The organism is Stieleria bergensis (assembly GCA_007745635.1).
In the GTDB taxonomy this organism is placed as follows: domain Bacteria; phylum Planctomycetota; class Planctomycetia; order Pirellulales; family Pirellulaceae; genus Stieleria; species Stieleria bergensis.
This window is the reverse complement of sequence record CP036272.1, coordinates 2763449-2783085: the sequence shown is the minus strand read 5'-3', so window position 1 is coordinate 2783085 and position 19637 is coordinate 2763449. Positions and strand designations below refer to the sequence as shown.

The 19637-nt window shown below is 52.7% G+C and carries 21 protein-coding genes and 1 tRNA gene; 18 read left to right on the top strand and 4 right to left on the bottom strand.

The genetic code is table 11. The features are described 5' to 3' along the window. Positions 1-592: 592 nt before the first annotated feature. From SV7mr_RS09580 to SV7mr_RS09540, 9 genes are all read left to right on the top strand, one after another. Positions 593-1615: an AAA family ATPase gene (locus SV7mr_RS09580; RefSeq protein ID WP_145271436.1), complete on the top strand. Its 1023-nt coding sequence runs from the start codon at positions 593-595 to the stop codon at positions 1613-1615. 27 nt (positions 1616-1642) lie between these two features. Further along, a complete protein-coding gene (locus SV7mr_RS09575) occupies positions 1643-3331 on the top strand; it encodes a Ppx/GppA phosphatase family protein (RefSeq protein ID WP_145271434.1) in 1689 nt (562 codons plus the stop codon). Positions 3332-3594: 263 nt separating this feature from the next. Further along, positions 3595-4785, top strand: coding sequence for an FG-GAP repeat domain-containing protein (locus SV7mr_RS09570; protein ID WP_419188324.1), 1191 nt, complete (start codon positions 3595-3597; stop codon positions 4783-4785). A 5-nt stretch (positions 4786-4790) separates the two neighbouring features. Continuing rightward, positions 4791-5369 (top strand): DUF456 domain-containing protein, encoded by a 579-nt coding sequence (locus SV7mr_RS09565; RefSeq protein ID WP_145271430.1) that lies wholly within the window; start codon positions 4791-4793, stop codon positions 5367-5369. 181 nt (positions 5370-5550) lie between these two features. Then, positions 5551-6372: a 3-keto-disaccharide hydrolase gene (locus SV7mr_RS09560; RefSeq protein WP_145271428.1), complete on the top strand. Its 822-nt coding sequence runs from the start codon at positions 5551-5553 to the stop codon at positions 6370-6372. Further along, complete coding sequence (locus tag SV7mr_RS09555; protein ID WP_145271426.1) at positions 6278-6607, top strand: pentapeptide repeat-containing protein; 330 nt, start codon at positions 6278-6280, stop codon at positions 6605-6607. The genes SV7mr_RS09560 and SV7mr_RS09555 overlap by 95 nt, the downstream gene beginning before the upstream one ends. A gap of 3 nt (positions 6608-6610) precedes the next feature. Beyond that, on the top strand, positions 6611-7195 hold the full coding sequence (locus tag SV7mr_RS09550) for a DUF5685 family protein (protein ID WP_419188323.1): 585 nt from the start codon (positions 6611-6613) through the stop codon (positions 7193-7195). Further along, the gene (locus SV7mr_RS09545) at positions 7129-8049 is read left to right on the top strand and encodes a hypothetical protein (protein ID WP_419188322.1); all 921 of its coding nucleotides are present in this window, start codon (positions 7129-7131) and stop codon (positions 8047-8049) included. The genes SV7mr_RS09550 and SV7mr_RS09545 overlap by 67 nt, the downstream gene beginning before the upstream one ends. 258 nt (positions 8050-8307) lie before the next feature. Beyond that, positions 8308-8381, top strand: a tRNA-Arg gene (locus SV7mr_RS09540). Between the two features lie 196 nt (positions 8382-8577). Here the strand turns inward: SV7mr_RS09540 and SV7mr_RS09535 are convergent. Together SV7mr_RS09535 and SV7mr_RS09530 are read right to left on the bottom strand one after the other, a co-directional pair. Beyond that, complete coding sequence (locus SV7mr_RS09535) at positions 8578-10002, bottom strand: hypothetical protein (protein WP_145271420.1); 1425 nt, start codon at positions 10000-10002, stop codon at positions 8578-8580. A gap of 10 nt (positions 10003-10012) precedes the next feature. Beyond that, positions 10013-10594, bottom strand: coding sequence for a helix-turn-helix domain-containing protein (locus SV7mr_RS09530; protein ID WP_145271419.1), 582 nt, complete (start codon positions 10592-10594; stop codon positions 10013-10015). 54 nt (positions 10595-10648) lie between these two features. On the opposite strand from SV7mr_RS09530, the gene SV7mr_RS09525 reads away from it, so the two are divergent. Further along, a complete protein-coding gene (locus SV7mr_RS09525) occupies positions 10649-10963 on the top strand; it encodes a transposase (protein WP_145271091.1) in 315 nt (104 codons plus the stop codon). 35 nt (positions 10964-10998) lie between these two features. After that, positions 10999-11925, top strand: a complete 927-nt coding sequence (locus tag SV7mr_RS09520) for an IS3 family transposase (RefSeq protein ID WP_473163691.1) — start codon at positions 10999-11001, stop codon at positions 11923-11925. A gap of 202 nt (positions 11926-12127) precedes the next feature. On the opposite strand, the gene SV7mr_RS09515 is transcribed toward SV7mr_RS09520, so the two are convergent. Both SV7mr_RS09515 and SV7mr_RS09510 read right to left on the bottom strand, forming a co-directional pair. After that, positions 12128-12550 carry a ribonuclease H family protein gene (locus tag SV7mr_RS09515; protein ID WP_145271417.1) on the bottom strand — a complete coding sequence of 141 codons (423 nt, stop codon included), beginning with the start codon at positions 12548-12550 and terminating at the stop codon, positions 12128-12130. Between the two features lie 258 nt (positions 12551-12808). Beyond that, positions 12809-13210: a reverse transcriptase-like protein gene (locus SV7mr_RS09510; RefSeq protein ID WP_419188321.1), complete on the bottom strand. Its 402-nt coding sequence runs from the start codon at positions 13208-13210 to the stop codon at positions 12809-12811. A gap of 171 nt (positions 13211-13381) precedes the next feature. On the opposite strand from SV7mr_RS09510, the gene SV7mr_RS25260 reads away from it, so the two are divergent. The 7 genes from SV7mr_RS25260 (at position 13382) to SV7mr_RS09475 (ending at position 19616) form a co-directional block, all read left to right on the top strand. Next, positions 13382-13558 carry a hypothetical protein gene (locus SV7mr_RS25260; RefSeq protein WP_419188320.1) on the top strand — a complete coding sequence of 59 codons (177 nt, stop codon included), beginning with the start codon at positions 13382-13384 and terminating at the stop codon, positions 13556-13558. A 237-nt stretch (positions 13559-13795) separates the two neighbouring features. Beyond that, positions 13796-14623, top strand: a complete 828-nt coding sequence (locus SV7mr_RS09505) for a hypothetical protein (RefSeq protein WP_145271412.1) — start codon at positions 13796-13798, stop codon at positions 14621-14623. A gap of 288 nt (positions 14624-14911) precedes the next feature. Further along, positions 14912-15112, top strand: a complete 201-nt coding sequence (locus SV7mr_RS09500; protein ID WP_145271410.1) for a MerR family transcriptional regulator — start codon at positions 14912-14914, stop codon at positions 15110-15112. Then, a complete protein-coding gene (locus SV7mr_RS09495) occupies positions 15109-15534 on the top strand; it encodes a hypothetical protein (RefSeq protein ID WP_145271408.1) in 426 nt (141 codons plus the stop codon). The genes SV7mr_RS09500 and SV7mr_RS09495 overlap by 4 nt, the downstream gene beginning before the upstream one ends. Positions 15535-15633: 99 nt before the next feature. Continuing rightward, the gene (locus SV7mr_RS09490; protein WP_145271406.1) at positions 15634-17637 is read left to right on the top strand and encodes a hypothetical protein; all 2004 of its coding nucleotides are present in this window, start codon (positions 15634-15636) and stop codon (positions 17635-17637) included. A 498-nt stretch (positions 17638-18135) separates the two neighbouring features. Then, positions 18136-18831: a hypothetical protein gene (locus SV7mr_RS09480; protein ID WP_145271404.1), complete on the top strand. Its 696-nt coding sequence runs from the start codon at positions 18136-18138 to the stop codon at positions 18829-18831. A gap of 74 nt (positions 18832-18905) precedes the next feature. Beyond that, positions 18906-19616, top strand: coding sequence for a winged helix-turn-helix domain-containing protein (locus SV7mr_RS09475; RefSeq protein WP_145271402.1), 711 nt, complete (start codon positions 18906-18908; stop codon positions 19614-19616). Positions 19617-19637 lie beyond the last annotated feature (21 nt).

Sequence of the window (19637 nt, the reverse complement as noted above, 5' to 3'; positions counted from 1 at the left end):
TCGGTTACCCTCTCTGCACCTCCGATGGAGGCCATAGCAGTTGGCTAGACTTTCTACGTAGGACACTTTCATTCCCTATCTCAATCCGGTTTTATCCCGGCACTCCCCTCACCTCGCTTACGCTCGACTCTCCCGCAAGCGGGAGAGTGAAGTTTATTGGTGCGTGCAAGCACGGCGACCTACTGTTTTGCCATTCGCCACCCCCTATCAGCAAAACCCTCCCGCTTGCGGGAGAGTTCAGGCAACGAATCCCATCAGCCGCATTGACGTTTGCCACGGTTTCGCCACGCGGACTGTTGCAGCAAAAACACCGGGCCTAACGGCCAATGCAACACGCCACAGCGGATTTGCACCGCTCAGACCCCAAAATCCCCGTCGATGGGCTAGCTGCTACCTGCCCAATGCTTTTCCATGGGGCGGTACACGACAACCAGCCAGGAAACGCTAGAATACAGACTGACTAACACCCTTTGCTTGCCAATTCACTCCCGTCGCTGCGGGAGATTCACGCCGAGCGAACCGTGCTGCTAGCTGTTTCCAACTAGCGCAACACCGATTCCCCTCCGAGCTTTTCGGAGCATCCACTGAACGCATGACAGTACCACCTTCCTCCACCGATCAGTCATCACCAGACGACACCCCAGCGCTGCCAACGCATCTGGAGGTCGATGGGGTGCGTTTGAAGCTTGCCAAGCCGCACGTGGGCGTTGCCCGCTGGATCGGCCAGGACGAAGTCTTGCAGCAACTGCTGGCCTGTTGGATCTCATTGGACCAAACCGACTTGCCTCTCACGCCGCGCCTGGTCGGTGCCCCCGGTGTTGGCAAGACGCAACTGGGAATTGCCGCCGCGATGGCTCACGAGCGACCGCTGTTCATCTATCAATGCACCGCCGACACGCGCCCCGAAGACTTGCTGGTCACGCCCGTGCTAAGCCAGGATGGCAAGATCGCCTATCACGCCTCACCGCTGGTCACCGCGATGCTCGTTGGCGGCGTGTGCATTTTGGACGAAGGCAACCGGATGAATGAAAAATCCTGGGCGTCCCTGGCACCTTTGTTTGACAACCGGCGTTATGTCGAATCCATCGTCGCGGGCATCACCATTGATGCCAACCCAAGCTTCCGCGCAGCGGTGACGATGAATCAAGATGAGTCAACATTCGAGATCCCCGACTACATCATGAGTCGGTTGCAACCGACGCTGCCAGTGGGATTTCCCAACAAGCAAGACGAGATGGCGATCTTGCAATACCACCTGCCATTCGCCGAACCGGAAATGCTGGCCATGACGGTGGAGTTCTTGCAGCGATCACATTCGTTAAAACTTGAATTCTCGCCGCGCGACGGCATCAATCTTCTGCGTTATGCGTTAAAACGAATTTCGCAAGACCCGAAACATCCACTCAGCCGTGATCAGGCTTGGCAGGAAGCCCTCAAGCATTGCCTGGGGGAAGACGCCATGGACTTGGAACAGATGTCGCAGCGCCGCCGCCGCACCCTCGGCGGTGACGCAGTTCCCCTGGGGTTAGCGGACTTATTCTTTGACCCCGACGATCCAATGCACCCCGACCTCGATGAAGTCGATGATAATGAGGACGAGGACGCCGATTTCTAGATCCACTTCAACATCGCTGAACTGAACATGTCACAAGCAGCGCCAAGATCGAAGCCAACATCCAAGCCAACATCGACCGCTCACACTGCTGGCCCCGTGCACGCGAACCCATTGACCCCAACCACCACGCCATCTACCGAACCACCGCTGGCCCGCCCCATCGCAGTGATTGACATCGGCGCCACTGCGATCCGTATGGCCATTGCGGAAATTGATCAACAGGGACAAGTCCGAATACTTGATCGCCTGGTCCAACCGGTACAACTGGGCCGTGACACTTTCTATGCTCGCAAACTGTCACGCAAGAGTATTGAACAGGTGGTCAGTATTCTTGATCAATACCAACGCGTGCTTTCCGAATACGGGATCACCAACACCGACGACATTCGAGTGGTCGCCACCAGTGCGGTCCGCGAGGCCAGCAATCAACTGGCCTTCATCGACCGAATCTTCATCGAAACCGGACTCGAGATTCAACCGGTCGACGAAGCCGAGATCAACCGCATCACCTACATGGGGATCACACCCCAATTGCTGCCCAACCCCACGCTGGCCAACAGCAAGACAATGATTTTGGAAGTCGGCGGCGGCAGCACCGAGGTGTTGGTCGTTCGCAGTGGCAATGTCTTGGCCAGCAAGTCATTCCGCCTGGGTTCGCTGCGCATGCAGCAATCGACGGAACTGGCCCGGACGAGCGCCCATCAGCGCCGCGCGATGCTAGAAAACTTGATCAATCGCACGATCCCACAGATGGGCGAATACACGCGCCCCGGCACCCCCTTAAACATGATCGCCATCGGTGGTGACATTCGCTTTGCGGCCCGCCTGATCAACTCAAACGCTGCCACCCTTGCCGACGATCCCCCACCGGCGCCAGCGGGAACCTTGTCTCAGATCTCGGTCGCCGACTTGGAAGACTTGGCTGACGATGTCCTGCAGCTCAGCGCCGAAGCAATCGTCAAACGCTATCAAACAACCTTCGTGCAAGCGCAAACACTCGGACCAGCCCTGCTGGCCTACGTTCGGTTTGCCAAGCACATCAAGCTGACCGAGCTTTACGTCAGCGACATGAACCTGCGCGATGGGCTGCTGCGAGACATCGCCAGTCAAGGCACGTGGAGCGATGAATTCCGTAACCAAATTGTTCGCTCAGCTCTGTCTCTGGGGCGACGCTTTCAAATGGATGAAATGCACGCCCGCACGGTTGCTGAACTCGCCAAGAAACTCTTCGTGCAGCTTTCCGGCGAACACAAGCTGGGCGGTCGTCACGAAGTGCTGCTGTATGTGGCCAGCCTGCTCCACGAAGTCGGCATGCTGATCAACACCCGCAGTCATCACAAGCACACGCTCTACATCATCAAAAACAGCGAAATCTTTGGTCTCTCGAAAACAGAACTGCTACAGGTGGGGCTGATCGCGCGTTACTATCGACGCGCTTCACCACAAGCGTCGCACACGGAATACATGGCGCTTGACCGCGACCGCCGCATCGTCGTCAGCAAGCTGGCCGCAATCCTCCGCCTAGCCTCTGCACTGGATGACACGCGGACCGGACGCGTTCGTGATGTCGTTTGCGAAGTCACTTCCAAGCAACTGCTCATGACGCTTCCAGGCATTCAAGATGTCTCGATCGAACAGGTCGCCATCAAACAATTGTCGGGGCTCTTTCGTGATGTGTTCGGGCTGACGGTGGTCCTTCGTAACAGCGACCAATAACGTAACGGCAACCAATCACGCTGCAACTCGCTTGACGCGCTCACTGAGCGCGCCGACAGGCTATACTGGTCATCGCCACCTAGGCTTCCCAGCATCGGTGATGCTTCCCAGCGACGTCCAACGCCATGCCTTCAGCGTTTCACTGCCAGCATGGGACTGATCGCCAGCCTCGGACGCTGAACGGATTGCCACGGAACGGCTGAAACCGACCTGCCAGCCCAGTGATGCTCCTCCCGCCCGCTCTCCCTCATCCCAGCTTTACCATGCGTGTTCTTCCCTCGACGCTTCCACTTGCCCTCTTGTTTCTGCTGCCCTTTGCGGGGGCGTCAAACGGCCAAGGGCCGCCAGAGTTCCGCTTTGACATCACGGAGATTGATCAGATCGATGTCGGCTATGGCTTGCAACTCACCGACGTCAATGGTGACGGAAAAACTGACATCGTGCTGGCAGACAAGAAGACCTTCCAGTGGTACGAGAACCCCACTTGGAAAAAACACCTCCTTGCCGAAAACTTGACCCAACGTGACAACGTCTGCATCACGGCTCGCGACATCGATGGTGACGGCAAGTGCGAGATCGCTGTTGGCGGTCAATGGAACTATCGTGAAAGTGTCAAAGACGGCGCGGTGTTCTACTTGGATGCACCCAACGAGCGCACTCAAACCTGGAAACCCATTCGATTGCACAATGAACCCAGCACGCACCGGATGCACTGGGTAAAAACCGGCACGGACGCAAGCGGCCAAGCAACCTATCAACTGCTGGTCAAACCCTTGCGAGGCAAAGGCAGCGTGGACGGCGATGGTCCAGGGCTTAAACTGCTGGCCTATCAACGGCCACAGGATCCTACGCAGCCATGGAAACAGACGATCGTCTGTGACTTCCTGCACCTGTCCCATAATTTCCATCCAGTGAACTGGGATGATGATCCCGAAGAAGAAATCATTGTTGCCGCCAAAGAAGGCGTGTGGCACTTTGATCGTGTCGGCAACAAGTGGAATGCGACACAACTGACCGATCAATTCGCTGGCGAGATTCGCGATGGCCAACTTCCCAATGGCAAACGTTTCATCGTGACCGTCGAACCCAAACACGGACATCGCGCTGCGGTCTATGTTCAACCAGAAGGCAATGGCCGATGGGAACCGCTGAAGGTCCTGTCCGATCAACTCAAAGATGGTCACGCCCTGGCAGTGGCAGATTACCTAGGAGTCGGCTCCGACCAAATCGTTGTGGGTTGGCGAGCGATGAATACTCCGGGAGTTCCTGGCATTCGCTTATTCACGCCCCTGGACCAGCAAGGCAAAGCGTGGCGTGAGACCATTGTCAGTGACGCTCGCGTTGCCGTTGAAGACATCAAAGCAGCAGACGTGAATCATGATGGAAAAATTGACATCGTTGCGGCGGCTCGGCAGACCAAGAACTTGGTCATCTTCTTTAACACCACTAAGTAAGCCTGATGTTGGTTGCTGAAGTCGATTGGGTTGCCTGGGCCCAAACCACCGGCTGGATCCTGGTTGCGATCGCGCTGTTGCTGATGCTGGTGGTTTCGTGGCTGACAAACTTGGTCGGCTTGCCGGGAAACTGGTTGGCTGTGCTGATGATCCTGGTCTACGTCATCCTGGGACCAACCGACAGCCGCTTGAGCGTTGGTTGGATCGTGTTTGCCGTCTGTGGACTGCTGGCCGTTGCAGGTGAAGTGGTTGAATTTCTCTCGGCTGCTGCGGGTGCGAAAAACGCGGGCGCCAGTTTGAAGTCCACGGTTTATTCCGTAGTCGGCTCGATCGCCGGAGCATTTCTGGGTGCCTTTGTCGGCATCCCCATCCCCGTGATTGGCCCGGTGATCGCGGCTTTGCTGTTCGGTGGCCTAGGAGCCGCTGGCGGGGCGATGCTGGGCGAGTGGACGGACGGTCGCCAATGGAAAGAAAACGTCAGTATCGGCAAGAGCACCTTCCTTTCCAAAACCTACGGCACGCTGGGAAAGTTCGCTCTCGGTGGCGTTATTCTCCCGGTATTCCTGGTCGCCTTGCTGGTTTGATCTCACCCCGATCGGTGGACCGATCACAGCCATGACTGACAGAGCGAAACAATCCAGTTAGACTTGGGCGCTCACTCACTGACGACGATCCACAGCGACCAACCGATCGTCACCTTCACAACACCTGATGCTCGCATCGCGTCCGCACCAGAAACCATTGCCAGCCGAGGCTGATTTCACCATGATCCGTTCCCTAGACTTCCCGTCCCTCCGCCGTTTGTCTTCGACACTGGCTGCCGTCGCATTGCTGGTCTGCCTTGGCTCTGTCCAAGTCCAAGGCGAAGAATCCGGCGAATGGGTGTCGCTGTTTAACGGTAAAGACCTAACCGGCTGGACACCCAAAATTCGCTTCCACGAAACCGGCGACAACTACGGCAAGACGTTCCGAGTCGAAGACGGGCTGTTAAAAGTTCGCTACGACCAGGCGTCTTATCCGGAATTCAAAGAACGCTTCGGGCACCTGTTTTACAACAAGCCATTCTCGCACTATCGCCTGAAAGTCGTTTATCGATTTGTTGGCGAACAAGCCAAAGGTGGTCCCGGCTGGGCATTGCGAAACAGCGGCCTGATGCTGCATGGCGAATCGCCGGCGACGATGTCGGTCGACCAAGACTTTCCGGCATCCATCGAAGTTCAATTGCTCGGTGGCGACGGCAAAAACGAACGCACCACGTCGAACCTCTGTACGCCGGGGACCAACGTTGTCAAAGACGGCAAGCTCTTCCTGCCTCACTGCACCGGCTCGGACAGTCAAACCTATCACGGTGAACAATGGGTGACGGCCGAAGTGGAAGTCCGTGGCAACGAGTTAATCCGTCACCTCGTCAACGGCGAAACGGTCCTTCAGTACATCAAGCCTCAACTGGATGATCGTGACCAACACTCCGTCGAGTTAATCAAAAAGAACGGTGGCAAAATGCTTTCCGGCGGCACCATCTCGCTTCAATCGGAAAGCCATCCCTGCGATTTCAAATCCGTCGAGATCATGGTGCTCGAACCCTAATCGAGTCCCCTTACCGCACCCACCAATCGAAGGTGCCGTGCTTGCACGCACCAATCTGTCCCGTGCCGTGCTTGCACGCACCAATCTGTCCCGTGCCGTGCTTGCACGCACCCATCTGTCCCATTTCCCCACGCGAACCCACCGGGCACCTCATCCCCCACGCTCACACCAACTCGCTTGTGGTCCCCAAACGATTCCCCGCGAGCCTAACACCTCTCACCAACGCTGCTCGTAAACAATGTTTGGATTCCTAAGCGGACCCAAGAACGATCGCCCGTATCGACAACGATACGCCATGTGCTGCAGCATGTTGAAACGACAAGCTGGTTTGCGTGCGCTGCCCTTCGTCAGCTACGAAGCTCTGTTCGCGATCAGTATGGCGATTGACGATGGCCTGTTACCCCAGCCACCGGAATCCACTGCCACCTGCTGCAAGCTACGCAGTTCCGTCTGCCAACAAGCCTTCCAGCAATCATCAGAAACCGACGCCCGGACGCTGGAGGCTGCACTCCGTTACTTTGCCGCGTTTTCAGTGCTGCTGGCGGAGACCAAGCTAAAAGACGATGTGAGCGACTCCCGTTCACCGTTAGCCTGGCTGGGCTTGAGAGTGTTACGCAAGCAGCGCAGAGACGCAGCAAAGGAACTTCGTCAGATCGATGAAAGGAACTTCGTCAGATCGATGAAACGATCTTCGATCAACTTGAACAAAGCTTTGCGACTCAAGCGGTGCTTGAATCGAGAACGTTACGCGTTGATTTGGTTCAATCGGTTAAACCAACCGGCGATGCCTTTGCAGCCGTCTTCGGATTGCTGCCAAAATTGATTGCCCAGCAGCAACAGCAACCAGTTGATCATCAACAGATCGAGCGTTATCAAAACGCTGGACGCTTGGTCGGTCAAGCGCTGATTGCCTTTGACTGTGCGGTCGACTTTGAAGCCGATCGTCGCCGCGGGCACTACAATCCGATCGCCGATCACGAGGGATTAGCACCGGCTTTCGAGTTTGCGATCCAGCAGATCGTTGGACTGGGATTCCTGTTGGGTGGCAAAATGGGATCCGGTTCTCAGCAGAGCGTTTCGCTCAACATTGTTGGCGATCGCATTCAACGGATCCGGGAACGCCTCGATGCGATGGTTGGTAAACAGCCTCGCAACCTCAGCACGGCCAAGCCACGTCGCCGTCCATTGCTGCTTCCATTGCGGATGCAACAGGGTGATTGCGATTGTCTCTGTGCTGGCTGTGACGGTTGCTGCACGGGCTGTGAGAGCTGTGGCAGTGAGGCAGCCTGCGAAGGTTGCGGCGCATCGATGCTCTGTTGCACCTGCGGCAATGACTGCTGCTTTTGGGTTGATGGGCCAAGTCAACGCAAGCGATCCGTCAATTACCACAACCTCAATCCACCGACGAGCAGAGAGACAACATCGCAGCAGAGCGGAGCAGGGCAGTCAACCGCCCATCCTGACGGCACAGAGATCATCGGCCAGCGAGTTCAGGTCCGAGTCCCCTTGCAGCCGTTCGGAACCGTGACGTTACCCGATGGGCAAGAAGTCGCGGCCAAGACCGCAGGAGCCGTGATTGAGCGGGACCAATGGGTGGTGGTGATCCGTCAAGAGACCTTTGGTTTATTGGTCAGTCCGGCGGAGCCAAAGGCCAGCGAAGCAGATCCACTCAGCTAGTCCACTCAGGCCTTTCCCGCACTGGCAAGTCGATCGAGTCCCAGGCAGGCATTGGTGAACCTTGCAGCGAGTCCAGTGTCTATCGAACGTGGGATCATCTGTCGCTGTCCGGGCAGGAAGTTGGGCGCGGCGTTGTCAAAAGACGGGGAAAATCCCGATAAATCCGTCATCCGAGAGTTCAACCGCGCCAGAAAATCGAAAACCGAGCAAGAGGGCTTGCACAGGCAAACACAGACATTAGAATCCTGCTTTCCCAAAGCACCCCTAGCTCAACTGGATAGAGCATCGGTCTACGGAACCGAAGGTTAGAGGTTCGAATCCTCTGGGGTGTATTTCTAAAGCCAGTAACCATAACGGTTTCTGGCTTTTTTCGTTTCCGGCACTTCCGCTTCGCATTTTGCAATCCTCAAAAATCCTCAAATCTGTACCGACTTTTGGTGCGTCGAGGATTTCGCTGGCGCAAAAACGAACGGCAGTCGGGTAACGACTGCCGTTCATGGATGACCGCATTGCCAAGGGCGAGCCAATTCAGCCTGTCTGATCTCGGCGGCGAAGTTCACCGCTCAGCCGTTCGACTTCGGCCCAATCTTCTTCTCGGTACGCCTGCTCCAATTTGGCGACGAGTGGATCGACCACCTTGGGCGTGTAACCGTAGCGGATCAACACATCAGTTGGCAGGCTGGTGGCGATTCGCTCGAACATCCGATTGCTCTTGGCACGGAATTGCCGCTCTTGGTCCGTGGTGTAATGGGTCGCCATCACCCTGAGATTCACGCAAGCGTCCTGGGCGACTTTCTGATTCTCGGCTTCGCCATCCACGGCTCCTTGCAGGCCGGTCTTGCGAAAGACGTGGACACAAGCACCACCGTTCGGTTGGTTCTGGGACCAATCGACGATGCGGTGATAGAACCAGTCGCCGAAATTGCCAGGAGCAAATTCGGTGCGGACTCGTCGGGCGGTGGCCGGTCGCCTGCCTTGTAAGAGATGTCGCCGAAGCTGATGTGGATATGCTCCGAAAACGTATTCACTGTCCGTCTTGATTTGGAGAAGCTCCTCGTAGAGCCGACCAGGTATCCGAAACCACTTACGAACCCGCCACTTCCCCAAGATGTCAAAGTGAATCTCGTCGTTGACGACTCGCAGTTCGCTCCACTTCAGGGATGAAATTTCCTTGCGTCGAGCACACGACCAAAAAAAGGTCTGTGCCGCCAAGCGAGCGACAGTGACGGAAGGGAAGTTTTGCTCAAAGTAGTCGAGAACGCTTAGCAATTCATCAGGACTGAACTGTCGCACTTCGACGGGCGATCTGTCTTCGACCCATGTGAACTGGTCCCACGGGTTGATCGTGAGCAACTTTCGAGGCGGCACCACATTGCGGACACACTTTTTGCCTGCGTTTAGATTGGCTCGCTCAAAAGCGGCACGCAACGCAACAGACCATTTCAACACTGTCGTCAACGAAAGTCGCTCGATGCTTTCGTCTGAAATCTTCTCTTTCCGCCGCTCCTCATTACCGTATTGGACTCGCCAGATTTTCGGAAGTCTCACGGCCTCATCCTGGAATCGGGCACAGTCGTCCGCAGTGGCGAGCGAAATCGGAGAGACACCGGAAATCGTCTGGAACGCAGTGATAGCTTCGAGGCACGCATCCACGGTGCCAGCGGTTGCTCCAATCCTCTTGTAATGTCGTCGTTGGATTTCAACGAACTCGTCGTCCGACATCGAGGCGGATTTAGAATCAGGAAGCTGCCCACCATTCGAGAGCATCCGTTCCACCGCTTTCACTGCGGCATCGTAAGCTCGCTCTTTCGTCGATTTACGAGTCGGTAGCCCCTTCCAGTAAGCATGCCACGACTTCTCCCGGCCCTTCGGCGGGAACATTGTCACGGCGTAGGCGATACCATCGACGTAGAGAACGATCTTCTTCTTTTCCTTCATTCGCTTACGAGGCATCTTTGTACTCCTATCTTTCCTCAATCCATTGGTCGATTCTGTCCTTCCAGAACCGCCAATAGTTGCCGTCACCTGAACCAGGACAAATACAGGACTTTGGGATTTGGCCATTGCGAGCCATTTCACCGATCCAGCGAACGGATCGACCTAAACGTTCCGCTACATAGCTGGATGTAACAGACGCCCGTTTTGGAGGATTGACGTGATCAGCGATCCGCTGAATCTGTCGATTGTTCTCTTCGATAGCAATCACCAGACGTTCTAGGATCGAATGCAACCGCCCCGACCCCTTAACTCCAAAAGCCCTCCAAAAGGAAACGGTGGCACCGCATTCGAGGACGAAGTTTTTTCGGTCAATGACGAGAACGCCATTCACATAACAAAGCAGATTGGGCTTGAGATTGAGAACTTCGGCCAACGCCTCCTCGATCTGGGTAATTGAAAACCCAGCAAGATCGAGTTCGACTTCATTCGGGCCGTGTTGAATCAGATTTGTCATTTTGCTTTTCCTTGAGTGTTGATGTGTAGCTACTTTCGTCGAACGACTCTTCGACTCGCTGCATCTGCCGGATTGTTCTGTCTTGCCTCTCATGGAATTGGAATTTTGCCTCCGGTGAATTAATCTCACCCCCCGAGGAGAATTCTGATGACAAAAAAACGACGATCTTTCACCGCTTCACAGAAGGCTGATGCGGTTCGCAGGCATCTTAAAGACCAAATTCCTGTCTCGCAGATCGCTGACGAGATGCACGTCCAGCCAACGATGATCCACAACTGGATCAATTCCGTGCTTCAACAGGCTGAACGCTCTTTTGAGTCGCCGCGATCGACGAAGGCTGAAACGTCCAAGCACGATGCCAAGCTCCAGAAGATGCGTGAGAAACTCGACGCTAAGAACGAAGTCATCTCTGAGCTGATGGAGGAGAACATCCGCTCAAAAAAAGAAAATGGGGAGCTCTAACCGGTCGCTGGGTTCCTCACGATACACGAGACCAAATCGTCGATTACATCAACCATTGGACGAAACAAACTGAGCTGCCTGCAAAGCAACTGCTGCTGTGGCTTGGCTTGGCGGCCAACAAGTTCCACACCTGGAAGAAACGCTACGGAATGGTCAATGACCACAACGGAAAGATCCCTCGCGACTGGTGGCTCGCGGATTGGGAGCGGCAAGCCATTGTCGCGTTCCATGACAAGAATCCACTGGAGGGTTATCGCCGATTGACTTTCATGATGCTTGACGATGACATCGTTGCGGTGAGCCCTTCGACGGTTTATCGCGTTCTCAAAGCAGCGGGGCGTTTGGACCGCAAATCCGCGACCAAGTCGCTCAAAGGAACAGGCTTCAAACAGCCTAAAAAGCCGCATAGCCATTGGCATACCGATGTTTCTTACATCAACGTTGGTGGAACGTTTTTTTACTTGATCACGGTACTCGATGGCTTCAGTCGTTACATCGTGCACCATGAACTTCGCGAGTCGATGACGGAAGTGGATATTGAGATTGTGATTCAAGCAGCGCTGGAAAAACATCCCGGTGTGAAGCCCCGAATCATCAGCGACAATGGTCCGCAGTACATCGCGAAAGACTTTAAAGCATTCGTTCGCTTCAACGGTTTGACGCATGTGACGACGAGTCCTTACTACCCGCAAAGCAACGGAAAGCAGGAGCGATTTTACGGGACGTTGAAGACGGAGTGCATTCGTCCCAATCCGCCGCGAGATCGTGACGAAGCGGTCAAGCAAATAGCTGCTTATGTGTGTCATTACAACGAGACGCGTTTGCACAGCGGGATCGGTTACATCACGCCAGCGGACTGCTTGAATGGCCTGTCCGGCGAGATCCATGCAGAGCGTGATCGCAAGCTTGAAGAAGCTCGTTCACGCCGTCGCGAGCAAGCATCACTTGCAATCGCGAGCTGATGTGAGAGACTGAGAGAACTTGGTCGGAGGATAGGGCACTGGTGAGGACCAACCCGAGCGCCGTGCCAAGTGAAACGTCGAAGGGCAGCGGTGTCAGACGATGTCGCTACTCTTCCCTTCGATGTTTCCACAATGCGAAAAACCTTCGGGCAGGATGCCTGATCTTCACGGCAGGAAGCCGCCATCCTGTACTACTCGCCGGTTAGCAAATTCCAATTCCCGTTGAACCAAGACAGTTCTTCCCAGGCACGGAAGTGAATTGAACGTCGATTCCATGTTCTTTGGCCATTGCCTTTCTCACGAACACGTACTGCTTCTGCTTGGACTTGCCTTTTCGTGCCGCTCCCGCAGCATTCAGATTGTCCGTACAGATGAGCAATTTCGTTACGCCGTTCTTCGCCGCCCATTCAACCGCCTTCAAGTGAGCAAACGATTCTGCTTCGTTAGCCCATTGAATCTTTTTGTTGGTCTGTTCATGAAGAACTTTGCCATGCTCGTCAGTTACCACACATCTATAACCGTTAGTGCCTTTGATCAGTCTGCCGTTGTTCCCGACTCTCTTTTGCACTCGGTTCAGTGCAGCGTCGGTGTAAACAACCGTGAATCCGTCTTTTGTTTCTTCCATTGGTACATCTCACATCCGAGTTTCTTTTGGGCCATATCATTTGAGATCACCGAACATCGATGACTGGCATGGCCTGACACGGCTAAATACCAACGACCATCCCTTTTGTGAGCGTGATTTTGAGCGTAGCTACGCTCAGACGATCTCTGAGATCAGACGAAGTTTGAGTGCGGCAAATGCAGCATTTCCGTCACTGTTGAATTGCAAACAACTATTGAGAATTATCCATAAGCCTGTCTTCTCGCTACGCAATTCAGCCTAAAGCGATTTGGCGTCATCCTCATTTGGCCGATTTCGGTCGTTGTAGATTCCAGCGAGATTCTGTTTCCTTGATCTAAATCTCAGACTGACTGATTTCTTTTCGATCAGTCCTTTGCAAGCCCGAATCAACTTGTTCAGGTCGCTTCTTTTCTTTGACCTACCAGTCTCAATCCAGTCACAAACTAATTTTGAGTCTGTGAATACAGTCCCGCCTTCATCCACCAACTGAGCGGCTCGGTAGACGGCGGTGAGTTCCGCTTCGTTGCATGTCAGTCCCCGCTTGAGGATCGCTTGGCGTTCGATCAACTTGCCATGTGCATCGACAACGGTCCATCCACCGCCAGTTGGCGACGGGTTTCGTTTGAACAAGAAACCATCTGCGTGAAGTGTTTTTGGCATGATGACCCTCCACTTTATTGAGCACCAGCAGCGCATGCTGAAGCTCGGACTTTGATTTGAGCCATATTTGAGGGGGACGCCGTTACAGAAGCGTAAACATGGCAGTTGGCGTCAGCAGAGGATCGTGCTTTAACACAGATCGCATTTACCTGTTGACCAATTATTCTACTCGTGAAAAAAATCATCGTAAACTTGAGCGAGCAATTCGCTCAAAAAAGTTTTGGTGAAGCACTTGGGCCTATCTACGCTCAATCAATCCAAGAAACTTCTCGATATTTTTTGACGCCATCTCAACTGTTTGCACCTTCGCAAACTCAACAAAAAACGGCGTTTCGAGCTTTAGCTTAGATAAGCCGAATGCGAACGCTGCGTATCTCTAGCGAGAAGTTTACATCGTCAATTTTCGGGAATAGATATAGGGAGTGGCATCACCAATTTCCACCTTTCCACGAGTCCGCACCTATGAATCATCTTGATGCAATTCGAGAACGTCAAAAACTTGTCCGTGTGCGAGTTCGTGAGGTCGCCACAGGACGAGTGCCCTCGTTCTTTCTGTACGGTCCAGGCGGTCATGCAAAAAGTCACATGATCACCGATGAATTGAATGCAAACCTTGGCGACCAGTGGATTCATCACAATAGCCACATGACTGCGGCTGGACTCCGTGACGCCTTGCGTGATGCGCCCAATCGAATCCACTTCTTGGAAGATATGGAGCCTCTTCTTCGTGATCGAGATGCCGCTGGGATTCTGCGAAGTGCATGTGGCAGCGTGAAAGGAGGCGGTCGGACAATTACAAGTACGACGGCTCGGCAACAAATTCGATTCGATTTTACAGGAGGCATCATCATCGCCTCGAATGAAAGTCTCTCTAAACACGGGATTCTTGGCGCAGTTGCGAGTCGCATGAAGCCGATGCACTGGATGCTAAGTCAGGATGAGATCAAGGCAGTTATCAATGATGCCGTGGAGAAAGGTATCGAATGTGGCGGTCAGCGACTCGACCCAAAAGAAGCAGCGCACGTCAGAGATTTCGTTTTCAGTCTCATGGATGAAGGATACGAAATCGATTTGAGAAGCTTCTTCGATCACGCCGTGCCGAGCTACTTGCATTGGAAACACGAAAACGGCGTTTGTGAATTGCAACAGAAATTGGAACGCTTGAATCTGCCGCAACAATCGGATGACAAGATTGTTCATTGGCAAGATGTTGTTCGATCAAAATTGGCAGGCGAAGCGACAGTTGAAAGTCGTGACCAACGTCTTGCACGAGAACGTGCTATCGCTTGCGACTGCCACAAAGCAGCAGAGTCAATTGCTGATCGTCTTCGGCTTTGGGAAGAGAAGACCGGCTACAAGAAGCAAGCGTTTTACAATCGCATCAAAGAAGCGAAAGCGAGTGGCCTCTTTTGACGTATCTGTGGAATCGTGGAATGATGGACTCGATTGTTTCGACCGTGATTGCCATCGGAGTTTTCTGCTTTCGAGGCTATACTACATCCAACCTTCGCAAACCTTCTTCAACTGGATCGCCATCGTCTCCGGCGACCCCAAGCTGACGTGCTGAGTCGGCTTCTACATTGGCCCCAACAGAAAACCAGTTCTTCTGGTGAGCTGTGTCCAATCTAGTTTTCAGATTCTTTCTGCTTTCCACGCAAAAACGAATCCCAAACTACTACATAAATCCAAGGAGGAAGTCACATGAAACTTTTTTCAATCAAGGACGTGTCTCAATTGATCGGTATCGACGAGACACGCATTCATTATTGCCATCGCAGCGGCAGAGTGCCTGAACCGCAACACGTTGGCAACAGGCGGATTTATACACCCAAAGACCTCAAGCGAGTCGCTGAGTTCTTCGGTGTAGAAGCGAAACAGAAAGAACATGAGGAGGAAAAATGAATTATGAGTACAAATATTTAAACCTAACGCAACTTGGGAAGTTGTTCGATGTGACGAGTCACGTCTCAGGCAAGTGGCTGAAAGAACTCGGCCTTCGGAGTGCGGACGGAAAGCCATCTGCAAGAGCGTTCAATGAGGGTTTTGTTGTTCAAGCCGACAACGGTCGTGGTGGCTATTACTACGTGTGGCATCGTAAGAAAACCATCGCCGAACTCGAATCGGCAGGCCATCGACAAATCGATTCAACTGAGGCTGATGAAGTTTCGCTTCATGGTCCATTCGATTTGAGCAACAACGGGTCGAATGGATATGAAATTAAGAACAGTGATGGAGCGACTTGCGTTTGGCTTGTTGGAGAAGAGTTTCAGGCCAATCGACTTGTCAGCTTGATGAACTTAGCTCACAAGCGTGGGCATTTGTAAGCAGGTAAAGAAAAGCCCACCTGCGGCGTTGCCGCAGGTGGGCCGGGTACATTTCGCTCACATGGCGGTGAGCTTATCACAGAAAAGGATCACAATCCCATGACAGATATAGATAGAGTAAACGACGAGGAAAATGAGCGCAAGATCAATGAACTTTTTTTTCAAGAGCGAGTTGATGCGCTTCTGAAGAAGTTTCCTGACACACCAGTGCTTGAGCGGTGGCCGTTACGGGCGAGAACGGCAAGGTGGTGGAGACGATGCGAAAGTCGCAAGCCGAAGAAGGATGCAAAACCATCGGCCATCATTCGGCATCAGTACGAATTCACTTCAAGAACACCCCACCAGAATCTTCAAACTGGCAAGCGTTGGGAAACGACCGAAATCGAACAGCGATGGCGACCAGTCTGCGTCTACGATTACGAGTCGACTCGTGAGTTCAAAAAACACGCTCGCACCATTGCGACAGAGCAATTTTGGGATTTTTTCTGCCACTTTTCTAGCGAAGACTACCGAGTCGCATACACGGACGATGGGGCTAGTTCATGGTGTGGGAAAATTAAAGAAGACGAAGTCAGGGATCACATCAATGGAAAGCGTGATTTCGCTAGGAGGGCCAGCGAGAAAACGAGAAGTATCACGATTGACCATGACCTTCACGGCGGTTGTCGCAATGTCTTCATGAAGCAACTAGAAATTCTTCTGGATGATTTCTGGGGGACGGAAGCATGGCATATTCAGGCGAAACAAAAGAACGCCAATGGCGTTCACTTCATCAACGTCTGGCAGAATCCTTTCGACACAAACAAAGCGATTGCTGGGTTGCGGCAACGACTCATTTCGCTCGATGAAAAGTATCCAGAGCTTGCAAAAGAAGCTGAATCTAAAGACATGCACAGTTTCGCTTCAATGGAGATTCTGCCAACAAAGGGCAACGGAATGCGTCTGCCGCTTGCTTCAAGTCGGACGATGTTAATTGACCAACCTCTTCAACAAGTGACCTATCGAAAAAGGGAAGTACAAGATGTTGTCGGCTACATGAATTGGGTGCTTGCAGCAGTCAAAGGCCAAGCTTCAGTCATGCCAAAGGGCGAAGTTCAGGCGTGGATCGAAAAAGCCTTAAAACAAAGAGAAAAAGAAGAAAGAAACTTATCATCTATATTGCACCCCCATCAGAGCACCCCTTCTCCTGAAAAACCGGTTTCCAACAAAGCTGCTGCCCCAAAAACTGGCAAACAGAAGCAGAAGCGAAAAGCAGACTTTAAGGGAATGAAGGGAAAGAGTTGGAAACAAATCACGCAAGCATTGTCTGGCGAAATGCAAGCAGACAGTATCGACCATTGGATCAATCAGCTTGCACTGTACACGCCATTCAAGTTTGCGACTCCCGATGAAGCAGTCGCTTGCATCGAGAAGTTTGTCGATGAATTGCCCGACCAGTCTGTCTCAGATCGCTTGACATCAGGAAAGCGAGCCAGAGTCTCTGCAAACATTCGTATCTGCGTGAAGAACGCATTTAATGGATGGACAGGCCAACCACGGCCAGAGGAGACGAAGAAGAAGCTCACAGCAGTGTGGAAGCGATTTCAGTTAACAGGTCGTGATTTGTTCGACAAATCGACTTGGGGGAAATCTGGTTCAGCGTATGAAGTAAAGCTTGCACCTGACTTTGAGTGGACAGAAGAAGAGCTTGGACAACTTACTCAATTGGCCAACCTGCTGAGGACCAACATCACCAACTGCGATGAAGCAGTGCGGCATCTGATTCGCCTGATTCGTGTTCATTCAGAGGTCTCGAAGGACAAGATAAAATCCATATTGGAAACCGCAGGGATCAAATGCGGTAGCAAACGGGACGACAAACCGAAAGCAATCAAAAATTGGCTTATCGGGGCAAAGTGGATTTACGCAGAAGCAGCTTATGTTCCAAAAGTCCGGTGCTATCGATACGGACTCGGCAAAACGATGCGCATTAAGTTCCCGCCATTGGAAGCAGACGACAAGGTTTTTGCCGGTGAGGGAGAGAGCCTGGAAGAATTGACTGCTCGCTTCGAGAAAGAGAAGTCATCGCTGTTTTCGGCAGAGCCAGTTGGCGTTATTAACTGATTAGCCTGTTCGCTATTAGCCTTGTTGAAGTCAGAGCCATGCATCCGCCAACGGCGGATGTATGGTTGGCCCCAATCATGGCTGTTCCCCCTTGATCTATCTGCAAAACGCAGGGGGAACACATGCTCCGAAATTGCCACCGTGATTTCGCTGTAGTGCTGGGGACGTTTGCTTGGTCGCAGTAAATGACTCGTTGCGCATCACAAGCAGGGTGAAAAGCCACGGCTTGAGACTTGTCAGCTAGCTCAGCTTATCCACGCTGAAAAGAATCCTGAGCGACTTGCTGCGTTAGTAAACAATCGCTTTTTTCCGGCGTAGAATGACTTCAACTTATTAAGCACAGTCGGCTATCTCCGAGCAAACTCGAACGCCTTAGCGTTCTCCAATCCGCTCCCGCTGTGCATTGTGCGACACGACCACGTTGGTCGTGATCGTTTTCCATTTCATTTCTGGCGCTTGAGATATGCGCCGACAGCACTAAACAAGAAAGCTAATCCCATGACAAATGCGACCAGTAAATTTGCCCGACGTGAATCCTTGGCCTGTGTGGAGGAGATTCAACCCGACGTTGCACCAAAGAATCAACACTATCTCGTCAATATCAAAAAGCAGTACATTGCCTGCCGAAAGCAACTTTGCAGTAGTGAGGAGCAAAGAAGAAAAGTCGATTTAAGTGCCCAGAGAAAGAGCGAAGAGATCGAACATCTTAAACGCCAACTGACTCAGCAAGACAAACTCATAAATGACCACGAGGCGACAAACAAACGGCTAAGTGATAAGTCTGACGAAGCGTCTCGTAACTACGTGAGATTGGCTCGGACAGTAATGGAGGCGACTGCTAAGCAAGCTGCGGAATGTCTAGTAACTCACGCCAAACTGGCTTTGAGTCTTGGACTTGTTGAGCTTGGTCAAGTTCGCCACTCCGATCTGGTGTCAGATGACATTATCGACGAGTGTCTCGGCGTTTACATGTTCGCAGTGGGTGGCTTGATGCTGAGTCGTGGCGACCAGTTTATTGCGTTAGCCGACTCTGGTGTCTTTGTTTCTGCGTTCTGGGATTTCCCTCGTAGTGTGGTGAATTTTGTCGTCTTCACGTCAGATGAGGGACGCCCGTATGCTCTTGACGACGAGCGATTCGACAACATTGTTGAGGTCGGTCAACTGATCTATGATTCGGGCGACGCCAAATTCTAAAAATCAGCTTCAGATATGTCACTTTCCGTATTCAACTTTGCGATAAAGGTAAACGCTGACATAGGAGCAACAAGATGCTGGCTGTATTTACCAACCATCTCACCTACGGAGCCAACGATATTGAAGTCGATGTCGCAGGCTTCACTATTAAACAGATCGCACTGGCTTACGCCGAAACACTGAATCTCGATCCCGCCGCCGTCGCCTACGTCGATGTCGTTCGAGTCGATTCTAAATTTGTTGTTGAGGCAGGTCAGCGAATCGAATGGATGAGGGAATATGGAAGGAAGGGTGGCGACTTTTGGAGTGACCGAGAATTTCGTGAGCGATACTCAGTTGACGATGATGAATTTCAATGGTGCCTTAATAGTGGTTTGCAACCGTTGCGATCTCCATCTGGCAGACTTGCAATCGAGAATGCGGTAGCCATTGAAATGGGTTCAAGGCTGATGCAACTGCGTGTCGAGCGTGGAAAGAACCCTAGATTGAAATCGAAGTTTGTTGACGAGGACTCGTGTGCCATTGTTATTGGCGAGAAATCGGTTCACGTCGGCAACTGTAAAGAACTAAAGCTCTTCCGCCGCCTCTCGGCTCGCCCCGGCCAAAGAATTAGCTTGGACTCTCTCATGGAAGCGGGTTGGGGAATTGATACTCCTGTGAAATCTGCACTTCAGCAGTGCATTGCCCGACTTCGCAGAAAACTGCACGTAGCGGGAATGACCGAGTTCGTTATCGAAAGCGAGGTCGGATTCTACCGCCTCTTGGTCAATGAAAAGAATTCTTGAAGTGTCAGCGATTTGTCAATG

Excerpts from the sequence above, each read along its gene's own strand:
- SV7mr_RS09505 (WP_145271412.1), top strand. The coding sequence starts at position 13,796 with ATGATCACCGATGAATTGAATGCAAACCTTGGCGACCAGTGGATTCAT.
- SV7mr_RS09495 (WP_145271408.1), top strand. The coding sequence starts at position 15,109 with ATGAATTATGAGTACAAATATTTAAACCTAACGCAACTTGGGAAGTTG.
- SV7mr_RS09565 (WP_145271430.1), top strand. The coding sequence starts at position 4,791 with ATGTTGGTTGCTGAAGTCGATTGGGTTGCCTGGGCCCAAACCACCGGC.
- SV7mr_RS09480 (WP_145271404.1), top strand. The coding sequence starts at position 18,136 with ATGACAAATGCGACCAGTAAATTTGCCCGACGTGAATCCTTGGCCTGT.
- SV7mr_RS09570 (WP_419188324.1), top strand. The coding sequence starts at position 3,595 with ATGCGTGTTCTTCCCTCGACGCTTCCACTTGCCCTCTTGTTTCTGCTG.
- SV7mr_RS09530 (WP_145271419.1), bottom strand. The coding sequence starts at position 10,594 with ATGAGAGGCAAGACAGAACAATCCGGCAGATGCAGCGAGTCGAAGAGT.
- SV7mr_RS09490 (WP_145271406.1), top strand. The coding sequence starts at position 15,634 with ATGACAGATATAGATAGAGTAAACGACGAGGAAAATGAGCGCAAGATC.
- SV7mr_RS09550 (WP_419188323.1), top strand. The coding sequence starts at position 6,611 with ATGTTTGGATTCCTAAGCGGACCCAAGAACGATCGCCCGTATCGACAA.
- SV7mr_RS09475 (WP_145271402.1), top strand. The coding sequence starts at position 18,906 with ATGCTGGCTGTATTTACCAACCATCTCACCTACGGAGCCAACGATATT.
- SV7mr_RS09515 (WP_145271417.1), bottom strand. The coding sequence starts at position 12,550 with ATGGAAGAAACAAAAGACGGATTCACGGTTGTTTACACCGACGCTGCA.
- SV7mr_RS09525 (WP_145271091.1), top strand. The coding sequence starts at position 10,649 with ATGACAAAAAAACGACGATCTTTCACCGCTTCACAGAAGGCTGATGCG.
- SV7mr_RS09500 (WP_145271410.1), top strand. The coding sequence starts at position 14,912 with ATGAAACTTTTTTCAATCAAGGACGTGTCTCAATTGATCGGTATCGAC.
- SV7mr_RS09580 (WP_145271436.1), top strand. The coding sequence starts at position 593 with ATGACAGTACCACCTTCCTCCACCGATCAGTCATCACCAGACGACACC.
- SV7mr_RS09510 (WP_419188321.1), bottom strand. The coding sequence starts at position 13,210 with ATGCCAAAAACACTTCACGCAGATGGTTTCTTGTTCAAACGAAACCCG.
- SV7mr_RS09575 (WP_145271434.1), top strand. The coding sequence starts at position 1,643 with ATGTCACAAGCAGCGCCAAGATCGAAGCCAACATCCAAGCCAACATCG.
- SV7mr_RS09560 (WP_145271428.1), top strand. The coding sequence starts at position 5,551 with ATGATCCGTTCCCTAGACTTCCCGTCCCTCCGCCGTTTGTCTTCGACA.
- SV7mr_RS09535 (WP_145271420.1), bottom strand. The coding sequence starts at position 10,002 with ATGCCTCGTAAGCGAATGAAGGAAAAGAAGAAGATCGTTCTCTACGTC.